This is a genomic window from Porphyromonas levii DSM 23370 (assembly GCF_000379925.1).
Lineage (GTDB): Bacteria > Bacteroidota > Bacteroidia > Bacteroidales > Porphyromonadaceae > Porphyromonas_A > Porphyromonas_A levii.
This window is the reverse complement of record NZ_KB904292.1, coordinates 1-11,091: the sequence shown is the minus strand read 5'-3', so window position 1 is coordinate 11,091 and position 11,091 is coordinate 1. Positions and strand designations below refer to the sequence as shown.

Sequence of the window (11,091 nt, the reverse complement as noted above, 5' to 3'; positions counted from 1 at the left end):
AATAACCCCGTCGCCCATATCTTGCGGATTTCATCCCGCAAGATGATTGGTGTATACAAGCTGACGCAGGAGTCTCAAGGGATCACGGTAACCGCAATCACGCAGAATATCGGATGAGGCTTATTTTTTAGCGCTAGTATAATAAAGGGATGTCCAACTTAGGTTGGACATCCCTTTATTATACTATTCTGTATCCTTTACTTGATGAGAGACATAAATTCTTCACGAGTCTTAATATTGTCGAAGACCCCAGTGAAGTCCGATGTTGTAGTGGTTGAGCCTTCTTTCTGTACACCACGCATCTGCATGCACATGTGTTGAGCTTCTATTACGACCATCACGCCTAGTGGTTTCAGGGTATCTTGGATACACTCTTTGATCTGAGTGGTTAGGCGCTCTTGTACTTGTAAGCGGCGGGAGAGTATATTCACCACGCGTGGGAGCTTGCTCAGACCAGTAATGTATTTATTGGGGATATACGCAATGTGTACTTTGCCAAAGAAGGGGAGCATATGGTGCTCACACATTGAGTAAAAACCGATGTCCTTGACAATCACCATCTGTTTGTAATCTTCACGGAACTTAGCCGACTCTAGTACAGCTGCGGGGTCTTGGCTATATCCTTGGGTAAGGAAACGTAGGGCTCTTGCCACACGTTCGGGCGTCTTGAGTAGTCCTTCACGCTCTGGATCCTCTCCGATAAGCTGTATAATCTCCTTATTGTGTGCAGCGAGCTCCGCAATAAGTGCGTTCTCTTCTGCCTCGTCAATATGTTCAGTAAAATATGGGTTGTTGTGGTGTGACATAGTCCGTTATTGCTTTGGAACCTTAATCTGTGAACGTACAATGTACATTTCTCTCGAGAATGCAGGGAATGCTTTTCTGAGTTCTTGGAGTGTTTGTTGCGCTTCTTCTCTCTCTATGAAGTTGCCTACCCTAAGGCGCCAAAATGGCGCATCGTACTCTACTACGGGCATTAGCTCTGGGTATAGGGCATTGATTTGCTTTTCTCTTGCCGAGGCTATCCCTCTACTATTTGCGAGATTCCCGCTATATGCTTGGATCTTATACCCACGCAGGATGGCATAGCCACCGATCACCCGTGCGTTGTCCAGGGGATTGGCTTTCTTGCCGATTAGTTCTTGAATCGCTGGAGACTGAGTAATTAAAATCACCCCAGTGCCAGGCTTATCCTGCTGGAGCACATCCAAAATACTCGGCTTTGTGTCCTGTGCCAAAACGGTTGTAGAACTAAGCATAAGCATGCCCAGTCCAACCCAGCTAAATATCTTGTTTAATGCTTTCATAATGCAAAGATAACAAATAAGTTGTTTGATTAGTCAGTTTTGAGTAGCTTTGAGATATTATACAGATAATTAGACTTTATGATATGAAGTATTTGAAGATTTCTATGCCACGTCCTGCCGAGGATTGGTTACAGGATATATTGGTTCAGAGGCTCGGAGATATAGGGTTCGACTCATTTAGCGAGGAGGACGGTCAATTGCTCTGCTATGTGCCTAAGGATAGTTATGATGAACAGGCATTGGTGACCGTACTCGAGGAAGAAGAGTTTTCTGAGCTAGATCACGCTTTCACTGTGACTGTGGAAGAAGATCGCAATTGGAACGAAGAGTGGGAGAGGCACTACTTTGAGCCTGTTGAGATCATCGAGGGAGAGCTAGCGGTGAGAGCTTCCTTCCATAAGCCTGTGGAAGGTGTTAGGCACGAGATAATTATTGACCCTAAGATGGCGTTTGGTACCGGTAACCATGCTACAACCCAAGCGATGCTAACGCTCTTAGGGCAGATTAATCTTGAGGGTGCTACTGTAATCGACATGGGTTGCGGTAGTGGGATCTTGGGTATCTACGCTATGATGCGAGGTTCTTCTAAGTGTGTGAGTATCGATATCGATGAGTGGAGCGTGGCTAATACCAAAGAGAATGCCAAGGTTAACGGGGTGGAGCTCACTGTAATTCAGGGTGATGCTTCAGCCCTCAAAAAGATTCCAAGATCGGATATCTTCCTCGCTAATATTAATAGGAATATCATCCTCAACGACCTTGATCAGTATGTGACCCGTATGCACCCTTATGGCGTTATGCTTTTGAGTGGCTTCCTTGCGGATGACTTACCTCAGATTATGGATGCTGTCACGAAGTACAACCTTAGCGTACTTGGTCATCTAGAGATGCCTGGTGGTTGGGTAGCTGTGCGTGTAGTGAATCAGAATGCATAATATACAATACTCGTGTAAATATCTTTAATTCCTTCTACGGATACCTCATTGGTAGCGTAATATATGTGAATTTATGGGATAGCGGAAGCAGAAAATATGATGAGTTTTGTTTGTTTGAAGAAAAACTCGTAGTTTTGTGGCGATTTAATCATTACATATTTTATATTTATCGAAAATGAAGAAGATTAGTTTACTACTAGTAGCGTGCGCTACACTCCTTTTCGCTTCATGCGAGAGCAAGGAGTCTAATAATTCTGAGGAGCAAGCAGCTGTTGAGACTGAGACTACCGAGGTAGTTGCTGAGACTCCTAGCTACGTTGGCTCATACGAGGGTACTCTTCCATGTGCAGACTGCAGTGGTATCTTGACTAAGCTCACTGTACGTGAGGATACTACTTACGACCTTTCTACTGAGTACCTTGGTAAGAAGGATGATAAGTTTGAGGAGAGTGGTGTTTACGAGCTCAATGGCGATCTTATCGTACTTATCACTCCATCATCTGGCGAGAAGACTTACTACAAGATTCTTGAGAACTCAGTTGCTCTAGTTGATTCTACAGGTGTTCTTAACACTGGTGAGCTAGCCGACAAGTATATCCTTACTAAGATTGCTCAGTAAGTAGCGACTTTTAGATGTAAAAGGAGGGCGTACCATGACTATTGGTACGCTCTCTTTCTTTTGGTCTTATAGAGAGCGTTGCTATGCTTATACTCTATAGCTGTAGGATAAAAAAAGGCTACACCACTAAGAAGTGATGTAGCCTAATCTTGCTTAATAGAATTAGCTTACTTTGCCTCATCTGCTACCTCCTGAACTGCCTCAGTAGCCTCAGTAGCCAAGCTGTCAACAGTCTCAACAGCAGCATCAGCAGCCTGCTCTACAGTAGCCTCAGCCTCGTTAGCTACATTCTCGATAGCCTCAGTAGCGTTTTGCTCCTCGTTAGACTTAGTCTCACATGAAGTGAAAGCTAGGGCAGCAACAAGCGCGATAGATGCAATAAAAAACTTCTTCATACTTCTAAAATCAATAAATGTTGTGATAAATTAATCGCTTTTGTCCTTGCGAATATATTAGTTCGTCTTATACTTTAGCCCTTCCAGCACCTTAAGCTCCTTATTGGCTTTGACAATCTTATCTTTGAGCCCCTCCTTGTAATTTGCATACTTTTGCGCCAGCGTGGCATCCGAGAGTGCCAACATCTGCACCGCAAGTAGTGCTGCATTAAGAGAAGCATTGATACCCACCGTTGCCACAGGCACACCAGGAGGCATCTGCACTATTGCTAGAAGGGCATCCATACCCTCCAAGCTCGCTTTCATAGGCACACCAATCACAGGGAGAGTGGTAGTCGCTGCTATCACACCACAAAGGTGGGCTGCCATCCCAGCTGCTGCGATAATCACCTTTATCCCTCTTCCCTCAGCTTGTGAAGCAAAAGCTTCCACTTCATTAGGCGTTCTGTGTGCCGATAGAGCATGTACCTCATAGGGTACCTCCATTTGCTCTAGTAGGTCTATAGCCTTCTGCATTACTGGGAGGTCGCTAGTACTTCCCATGATAATGCTAACCAGCGGTTGAAGAGACATTGATATAGATTACTTCTGGATGAGTGCCTGATACTCAGCTGCGCTTAGGAATTCTCCTAAATCATTAGCATCAGCTACAGTCACCTTTGCAATCCAGCCCTTGCCATAAGGGTCGCTATTCACTAGCTCAGGGGCATCTGCAAGCTCCTCATTTACCTCATCAACAGTAAGGGTAACAGGAGTCAATAGGTCAGAAACCGTCTTCACTGCCTCGATAGAGCCAAAAGCCTCACCAGCCTTGATCTCCTCACCGATATTGTCCTCTACATCTACATATACAATCTCACCTAGCTCGCTCTGAGCAAACTCAGTGATACCTACAGTTGCCTTATCTCCTTCAAATAGGAACCACTCGTGATCCCTAGTGTACTTTAAATTCTCTGGAAAAGTCATAATCCGTATATTTTAGTGTTTGTTATTTATACTTTCTCAAATTCGCCACAAATCTACCAATCTTTTCTTAATCGTGCAATAGGGATACCCATGCTATCCCTATATTTAGCAATCGTACGCCTCGCAACATCAAATCCATGAGATTTTAACTGGTGTTTGAGGGTTTCGTCCGATAGCGGCGCTTGCTTGTCTTCCTCCTCTATCAGCCGTTTCAGGAGCTCTTTTACCGATCGTGTCGTCACCTCCTCGCCGTCATCACGCGTGATACCTTCCGAGAAGAGCTGTTTGATAGGAAAAATACCGAAGTCCGTTTGCACATACTTTGTGCTTGTTACCCTTGAGATCGTACTTACATCATAGCCGACCCTATCGGCGATATCTTGCAGAATCATAGGCCGGAGTAGCGAGATATCACCAGAGAGGAAATAATCGCGCTGCAACTCTACAATCGCCATCATCGTGGTAATCATTGTATTATTGCGCTGCTTAATCATCTCCACAAAGCCTCGGGCATCCGATAGCTTTTGCTTCACAAATTGGTTTACCTCTCGTTCCTGAGCCGACTTTGTCCCTTCCCCATCCGTGTACTCCTTCAGTTGCTCTTCGAACTCTCGGCTCACGCGCACCTCAGGGATGTCACCATTATTGAGCGTAACCATCAGTTCGCCATCCCGTTCTGTTACCTCAAAGTCGGGGATAACCGTCATCAGGCTATCCTGTAGTTTACTCGAAAAGTCTAGTCCTGGGCTAGGGTTGAGGTTCGTGATAATCTGGATGGCTCTCATGAGTAGATCTTCCTCTACTCCTAACTTCTCTGCCAACTTCTGGAGCTGTTTTTTCGATAGTTCCTCGAAGTGCTTCTCTATCAGTTGCTTGGCGAGCACCACCTCGGGTGTAGGCTTGCGCCGTTTCAGCTGGAGTAGGAGGCATTCATTCAGCGACCTTGCTCCTACGCCAGCAGGCTCCAGCCCTTGAATAATATCCAAGAGGTACTCCAGCTGTTCCACAGGCGCATCTACCCCTTGGTAGATAGCGAGGTCGTCTGAAATACCTTGGAGTGAACGCCTCAGGTAACCATCCTCATCCAGGCTACCAACTAAGAATGAGGCAATCCCTTGTTCCTCACTATTGAGAGGCGTGAGGGGAAGTTGCCCATTCAGCATCTCTTGGAGGCTCTGCTCCTCCGCAAAAGGAATCTCCGAAGCCGACTTCTGACCCTCGTAATAGCGCCTTAGTGTGGTCTCTGGCACATCGTCTATGTCGGCATAGTCACCCATGGATAGCTCCTCGGCAGAGAGCCCATCCCCCATGTCTATCTCCTCACCCTCGGTCATAGGCTCCTCCGAAGAACCTTCCTCGAGCGCAGGGTTTTCTATCAGCTCCTGCTTCACCTTCTCGGCTAGCTCCGCATGCGGAAGCATCACCATATTCATCACTTGGATTTGCCAAGTAGAGAGATTCTGTGATAGCTTTTGCTTTAGTTGGCTACTACCTCCTTTGTCCGACATACACAATATATATGAGTTAGATTTCTGCCACCACTTGGGCGAGACGTTCTCCGATACCTATAGTATAACCCTGCGACATAAATACCACCCTATTAAAGGTATCTGCGATGACCACCAAAGGTTTATCGATGCGACTACCCAGTTCATTGCCAGTCATGATCGTCTGCTCAATGCCCTGTGTATCCTTGCCCCATGTAGCTTGTGGTAGCAGTGCCTGCAGCTCTGGAGTAGGAGCGTTCGCTAGTACAATCGTTGGGAGGGGCAGTTTGCCCTCCTTATTCACAAGTGCCTGCATATCCCTCAGGATATGGTCTGTAGGCTCATGATGTGCCCGTCCGATAACCAGTACATAGTAGCCTCTGCCCGTGGTGCTAATGATGGACTTCTCCGCCTGTGTCGCTAAGTCGTAGTAGAGCGCTTCGGCATTGAGGTTGCCAATCACGCTCACTGCCATCTCGTCGCGGTCAAATATCAGTGGACTTATCTCGCCACAAGTCTGTTTGCGGAATCCCAACAACACTGTACCATCTGCCAGACGGGTACCCGTGATGATATAATTCTTATCGTAGAGAAGTGAAGCCCCCGACACCTCGTTGTATGGTGTCTGCCAGTCGAACCCGTAAGTGGTCAGCTGTCCATCGTTATCTACGTAGCCCACCGAGAAGTTGCTCTCATACTTAGGGGTCTTCAGGTAGCCCTCACTCTTGTAGCTGAGCCTTAGCGCACAGTCTGCACTTACTACCTCCTTCTCATTCTTTTGTAGGAAAGGCAAAATCTGTGTCTTGCCCTGCTCGTCCTTATATACAATTACACCATTAGCGGTATCATACTTAGCCGAAATCCCAGCCGTGCGTAGTAGTCGTACCACCAGTACTGTAAGGCTTCGGGTATCGCCCATCTTGTAGGTCCAGACCGATGCTGGGCTCATCACGATACGATTAGGATTGTATAGCTCATCTATCTTGAAGCCCTCTACAGTCGTAGCAATAGCCTTTGCTCGCTCAGCTATGGAGCGCTGCTCCCACTGTATGGTATCGGCTAGCTCCTTAACCGCTGCAGATAGCTGATCCTCCACAGGGTAGAGGTGTTCGAGCATTACTCTTGGGCAAATCAGGTCTGCATCTTTCCACTGCTCGGGAGAGAGGTTGCGCTCTAAGGCATCATTGAGTACCTGAATATCCACATCGTGAAGATCCTTCTCCATCAGTGAAGCAAGTAAAAGCACCGCCTCAGTTGCCTTGTCGTGGTTGGTGGCAGCACGGAGGAAGTCGGTAATCTCTTTGTGGTACCCACGGGTATTAGGGTACAAAGTGATCAGTTTATTCCGAGCATCCCCCGAGAGCTTCAGTTCATCGGCAAGTTCCTTAGCGCTCTCCTCTGTAGGGAAAGTCTCGGTGTAGGCATTACGAATAGCGTTGTTCTCTGTCATTCGGGCATTGTTGGCAGCCTCCATCTCCTCCGTTATTCCCTTGTCTGGAATCCGCTCCACAGGAGGTGTAATGCGTAGGTGCTGTTCTGCAGGGATATTTTCCCATGTGTCTAAGGTAAGCTCAATCGTGCCACCTCCTTCTTTATTGGATAGCAAGCCCATCGCCATCTCCTCGGGGTTGCGACTTGCTACTACCACTATATCGCCATAGCCGAGTTTTACCGAAGCCTCGCCCAGTCTGTTGGTTGTCCTCGTTACCGCAGGATACAGGTCAGAGTAGTTGTAGATTCTAAACGTCACCTTCACCCCCTCAGCTGGTTTGCCATCCTTACCCATCACCTTTACCATTGCAGGTGCGGTAGGGATATAGTTCTCCGACACATTCAGCTCCGTCATACACTTGTCCTCACCGAGCCATTCTTCCTCGCCACTATACGGACCGAAAGCCCTCGTGTGTAGGAGCATCGCTCTCATTACAGGCGCATCGAACCACGCATTGTCCAGAACTGGGGCTGGTTCGCTGGCTCCCATATAGTGCCATGTACCATCGACCCAAGCCTCTACCCAAGCATGGTTGTCGTCCGTATGTGCCCACCTAGGGGTGTATACCTGCCTTGCAGGGATGCCCACGGTGCGGAGAACTGCAGCGAAGAAGGTACTTTGCTCACCACATCTGCCCAGCGCATTTCTCAGCGTGGCAAGAGGAGATGAGGTGCGCCCATCGCTAGGCGCATAGGTGATATGCTGGTGGGTCCAGTGGTTCAGCTCTAGCACCGCTTGCTCCATGGTCATATCCTTCACGAGGTCGCGAAGCTCTTCGTAGTACGCCACTCGGAAGTTGTCCAGGATTTCGTTGTTGATTCTCAGGGGGAGCACAAAGGCACGCCACTGCTCTAGTGGTACCTCCTTGCCCCATGGCAATTCCTCCCTTGCCTTGAGCACTATACGGATATTCTCTAGGTGAAACTCCGGTGTCTGGTCTATGATATCGGGCGCATAAGAATAGGCATAAATCCACTTCATCGCTGCCAGCTCGTTGTCGCTCAGATTATCGCCAAAGACAGGGGCTGGGATTCCGAGATAATCCACTTTCTCTTGCAGAGCTTTCTCTGCACTCCTTACCACATCACTCGGAAATAGCACCTCTTTCTGTTCCCCCTTGCTACTGCAGGCGGCGACAAGTAGTGCTACCATTACTCCTAAAATACCTATTATCCTTTTCATACCAATACCTACTGTATATTATATAACTGTCCAAATTTACCCATTTTTTGGATAATGGGAGGGTGAAGGCTTTTCAATCCTATGAGAGCCGACTCTATCCCATTGTTTCTCACATTAATAGATTCTCTCTATATGGCTATAGGGCATCTCTATTGATATATTGTGGGGTGTCGGAATTCTTTGTATATTTGAGCTGGTTTTGAGATATGTATGACTGGAGATTAATATAATGACTATGGATAGAAGCTACAATATAGGGAGTGAATTCGAGAAGGAGCTAGTAGGACTACAGTCCAATATGTACAGTTTCGCGCTTTCACTGACTGCTGACCACACCAATGCTGAAGACCTTATGCAGGAGACCTCTCTCCGTGTCCTCAATAATAAGGAAAAGTATCGGCCCAATACCAACTTCAAAGGATGGGTATTTACCGTGATGCGCAATCTATTCATCAATAACTATCACCGTGGTGTACGTACTCAGAACATTATCGATGACTCTGCCGACTTGAGCTACCTCGGTGCTCAGCAAGATACCGAAGGGCTAGGGACGCCCGACCATGAGCTGAGCCTCAAGGAAATCAATAAGGCTATCGAGTCGCTCGAGGATACCTATCAGATACCATTCTCTATGTACCTCGCTGGTTTTAAGTATAAGGAGATTGCCGAGCAGTTGGACTTGCCTATCGGTACCGTCAAGAGTCGCATCTTCTTTGCACGTAAGCAGCTACAGGAACAGCTTCGCGACTTCCAATGATGCGGAAAGAACGTTAGGGAGTGAGGTTTTGTCGTGTTTTTGCCATGATGAGTAGGTGAATTGTACCTCAACCACAATATTATCGTTCACTCGCGCCTAAAAAGTGGTCATATTGAATATTATTGGTACATTTGTGCCGAAAAGGGAAATGGACGGGGAGGACTAGTATGCGGTTTGGTCATAGTAATGATATACGGACGGTGGTATTGTGCCAACAATACGACTTAGTCTGAACGGTAGTAAGGGTAGGCAAGAGCCCTTGCTCGGGTGTAGCTTTGGCTATGCTCGTTATTTGGGATTTTAAATGATGATTGCAGTCACCTCGACGTCTAGAAGACGTCGGGGTGATTATTTTTTTGCCCTCTTTTCAACCGTTCTTGGCGCTCACGGATTTGTCGATATACGAAAACTCCTCCACTGAGTATCCTTGAGTACTCGGTGGAGGAGTTCGTGGTATAAGCAGCTAGGGCTACTAGTAGTCTCTCCGTCGTGCCTGATCTAGCTCCCGTTTTAGGTCACGCTCCTTCATATCGTGTCGCTTATCGTATTGCTTCTTCCCTCGAGCGATGCCTATCTCTAGCTTGGCAAGCCCGTTTGCATTGATATAGAGCTTCAAAGGTACAATAGTGAGCCCCGTATTCTTAACCGCTTCGGCAAGCTCTCGGATTTCCTTGCGATTGAGGAGCAACTTGCGGTCGCGGCGTGCCACGTGGTTATTGTAGCTCCCATAGAAGTACTCAGCAATATAGACATTCTTCGCCCACACCTCTCTATTGTGCACAATACAAAAGGTGTCAACAAGCGAAGCCTTTCCTAAGCGCAACGACTTAATCTCGGTGCCTACCAGCACTATCCCAGCTGTGTAGGTATCGAGTATCTCATAGTCGTGAGTGGCGCGTCGGTTCTTAATCAGCACCTTGCCACCGATCTTTGCTTTATCTTTTTTCTTTGCCATAACTATCTACAAAGATACTATTTTCCCCGAATAGATGATTTCTAGAGGGCGATAATTTGAGCCATTTTCCAAGACGAGGCATTCACCAGCATCGTGATTCCCTAATAGAGATTGTTACTCGAAGCAAACTACTGTGGCGCTTAGCCTGTGGGCGACCTTCGGTTTGGCATTTGGGCTTGCCTATTCATATTGGTCAGTCCGCCCTCCAACTGGTTCGTGGTTGTCTTAACCAACAATAATAGCGGATATTAGCGCAGTGTTCTCTGTCCACGCCTCCTATGGGATTATTCATCATGTCCTCCTTATTTTGTAGACCCTAATGTGCTTGTCGTGGCTCGCCTGAGCAAGCAAATTTATTCCTAGCCCAAGTTTGACCCCTGTCGGAGTGTAAGTGACTGTTATTAGTGTTGTTGTCTTTTTTTGAAGAGTTACTGTGTACTACAAATTTTGATTTTTCTAAATGGGTGGGTTTTATAGTTTAGGGCTTGGTAGATTTTTCTGGCGTTTGGTGGTGGGTCGCTACAAATTCGGAGNACCACCTTTTCCCCTAGCATGTTGGTGGCTTCCGTCGTAACTGCTTTTTGGGTGGACATTATTCGGACGATCTCTTTCCAATAATGTCTGATTCCTTTTCCTTTCAGTTGTACACGTATATTAACGTGAGTTCGACCTAAGCGATGGCGATTTCGTTAGGTTTTCTGATAATTTCCAAATTTAGCTCAGGTTTCTTGGGCATTAGGTTATAAGCAATTAAACCACTGACGAGATTGACGACAAAGTTATTCACACATCTATGCCTTGTATGTTCGATTTGACAGACGTTCTTGAGCAAGTCATTCACGGTTTCGATAATAGCCCTCTTTCGCAAAAGAATTTTATCGTAAAGGGACATCAGTGAATTCTTCATATTCTTCTTGATCTTTGTAATCATGTGTATATCATCAATGAAGAGTTTGTCAAAGAGCGATTGAGAGATGTATCCTCTATCTCCTATCA

Annotated in this window: 12 protein-coding genes; 3 read left to right on the top strand and 9 right to left on the bottom strand. The window is 46.7% G+C overall.

Features of this window, described 5'->3' with window-relative positions:
- Positions 1-197 precede the first annotated feature (197 nt).
- Both folE and A3GG_RS0109505 read right to left on the bottom strand, forming a co-directional pair.
- Positions 198-806, bottom strand: a complete 609-nt coding sequence (folE, locus tag A3GG_RS0109510; RefSeq protein ID WP_018359062.1) for a GTP cyclohydrolase I FolE — start codon at positions 804-806, stop codon at positions 198-200.
- Between the two features lie 6 nt (positions 807-812).
- Positions 813-1,307 (bottom strand): SPOR domain-containing protein, encoded by a 495-nt coding sequence (locus tag A3GG_RS0109505; protein WP_018359061.1) that lies wholly within the window; start codon positions 1,305-1,307, stop codon positions 813-815.
- Positions 1,308-1,390: 83 nt separating this feature from the next.
- Between A3GG_RS0109505 and prmA the strand changes: the two genes are divergently transcribed.
- Both prmA and A3GG_RS0109495 read left to right on the top strand, forming a co-directional pair.
- Positions 1,391-2,242, top strand: coding sequence for a 50S ribosomal protein L11 methyltransferase (prmA, locus tag A3GG_RS0109500; protein WP_018359060.1), 852 nt, complete (start codon positions 1,391-1,393; stop codon positions 2,240-2,242).
- A 175-nt stretch (positions 2,243-2,417) separates the two neighbouring features.
- Positions 2,418-2,861, top strand: coding sequence for a copper resistance protein NlpE (locus A3GG_RS0109495; protein ID WP_018359059.1), 444 nt, complete (start codon positions 2,418-2,420; stop codon positions 2,859-2,861).
- Between the two features lie 167 nt (positions 2,862-3,028).
- Here A3GG_RS0109495 and A3GG_RS12260 read toward each other — a convergent pair whose 3' ends face one another.
- The 5 genes from A3GG_RS12260 to A3GG_RS0109470 are packed head-to-tail and all read right to left on the bottom strand — an operon-like array spanning position 3,029 to position 8,383.
- Positions 3,029-3,256, bottom strand: coding sequence for a hypothetical protein (locus tag A3GG_RS12260; RefSeq protein ID WP_018359058.1), 228 nt, complete (start codon positions 3,254-3,256; stop codon positions 3,029-3,031).
- A gap of 57 nt (positions 3,257-3,313) precedes the next feature.
- The gene (purE, locus tag A3GG_RS0109485; RefSeq protein ID WP_018359057.1) at positions 3,314-3,829 is read right to left on the bottom strand and encodes a 5-(carboxyamino)imidazole ribonucleotide mutase; all 516 of its coding nucleotides are present in this window, start codon (positions 3,827-3,829) and stop codon (positions 3,314-3,316) included.
- Between the two features lie 9 nt (positions 3,830-3,838).
- Positions 3,839-4,222 (bottom strand): glycine cleavage system protein GcvH, encoded by a 384-nt coding sequence (gcvH, locus tag A3GG_RS0109480; RefSeq protein WP_018359056.1) that lies wholly within the window; start codon positions 4,220-4,222, stop codon positions 3,839-3,841.
- Positions 4,223-4,275: 53 nt separating this feature from the next.
- On the bottom strand, positions 4,276-5,730 hold the full coding sequence (gene rpoN / locus A3GG_RS0109475) for an RNA polymerase factor sigma-54 (protein ID WP_018359055.1): 1,455 nt from the start codon (positions 5,728-5,730) through the stop codon (positions 4,276-4,278).
- Between the two features lie 16 nt (positions 5,731-5,746).
- Positions 5,747-8,383, bottom strand: coding sequence for a transglutaminase domain-containing protein (locus A3GG_RS0109470; RefSeq protein WP_026215757.1), 2,637 nt, complete (start codon positions 8,381-8,383; stop codon positions 5,747-5,749).
- 229 nt (positions 8,384-8,612) lie between these two features.
- Between A3GG_RS0109470 and A3GG_RS0109465 the strand changes: the two genes are divergently transcribed.
- Complete coding sequence (locus A3GG_RS0109465) at positions 8,613-9,140, top strand: RNA polymerase sigma factor (protein ID WP_018359053.1); 528 nt, start codon at positions 8,613-8,615, stop codon at positions 9,138-9,140.
- Between the two features lie 472 nt (positions 9,141-9,612).
- Here the strand turns inward: A3GG_RS0109465 and smpB are convergent, their stop codons facing one another.
- Together smpB and A3GG_RS0109455 are read right to left on the bottom strand one after the other, a co-directional pair.
- Complete coding sequence (smpB, locus tag A3GG_RS0109460; protein ID WP_018359052.1) at positions 9,613-10,095, bottom strand: SsrA-binding protein SmpB; 483 nt, start codon at positions 10,093-10,095, stop codon at positions 9,613-9,615.
- Between the two features lie 670 nt (positions 10,096-10,765).
- Positions 10,766-11,091 (bottom strand): transposase (locus A3GG_RS0109455; protein WP_018359051.1); only part of this gene is annotated, 326 nt, incomplete at its 5' end.

Excerpts from the sequence above, each read along its gene's own strand:
- gcvH (WP_018359056.1), bottom strand. The coding sequence starts at position 4,222 with ATGACTTTTCCAGAGAATTTAAAGTACACTAGGGATCACGAGTGGTTC.
- folE (WP_018359062.1), bottom strand. The coding sequence starts at position 806 with ATGTCACACCACAACAACCCATATTTTACTGAACATATTGACGAGGCA.
- prmA (WP_018359060.1), top strand. The coding sequence starts at position 1,391 with ATGAAGTATTTGAAGATTTCTATGCCACGTCCTGCCGAGGATTGGTTA.
- rpoN (WP_018359055.1), bottom strand. The coding sequence starts at position 5,730 with ATGTCGGACAAAGGAGGTAGTAGCCAACTAAAGCAAAAGCTATCACAG.
- A3GG_RS0109495 (WP_018359059.1), top strand. The coding sequence starts at position 2,418 with ATGAAGAAGATTAGTTTACTACTAGTAGCGTGCGCTACACTCCTTTTC.
- A3GG_RS0109505 (WP_018359061.1), bottom strand. The coding sequence starts at position 1,307 with ATGAAAGCATTAAACAAGATATTTAGCTGGGTTGGACTGGGCATGCTT.
- A3GG_RS12260 (WP_018359058.1), bottom strand. The coding sequence starts at position 3,256 with ATGAAGAAGTTTTTTATTGCATCTATCGCGCTTGTTGCTGCCCTAGCT.
- A3GG_RS0109470 (WP_026215757.1), bottom strand. The coding sequence starts at position 8,383 with ATGAAAAGGATAATAGGTATTTTAGGAGTAATGGTAGCACTACTTGTC.
- smpB (WP_018359052.1), bottom strand. The coding sequence starts at position 10,095 with ATGGCAAAGAAAAAAGATAAAGCAAAGATCGGTGGCAAGGTGCTGATT.
- purE (WP_018359057.1), bottom strand. The coding sequence starts at position 3,829 with ATGTCTCTTCAACCGCTGGTTAGCATTATCATGGGAAGTACTAGCGAC.
- A3GG_RS0109465 (WP_018359053.1), top strand. The coding sequence starts at position 8,613 with ATGACTATGGATAGAAGCTACAATATAGGGAGTGAATTCGAGAAGGAG.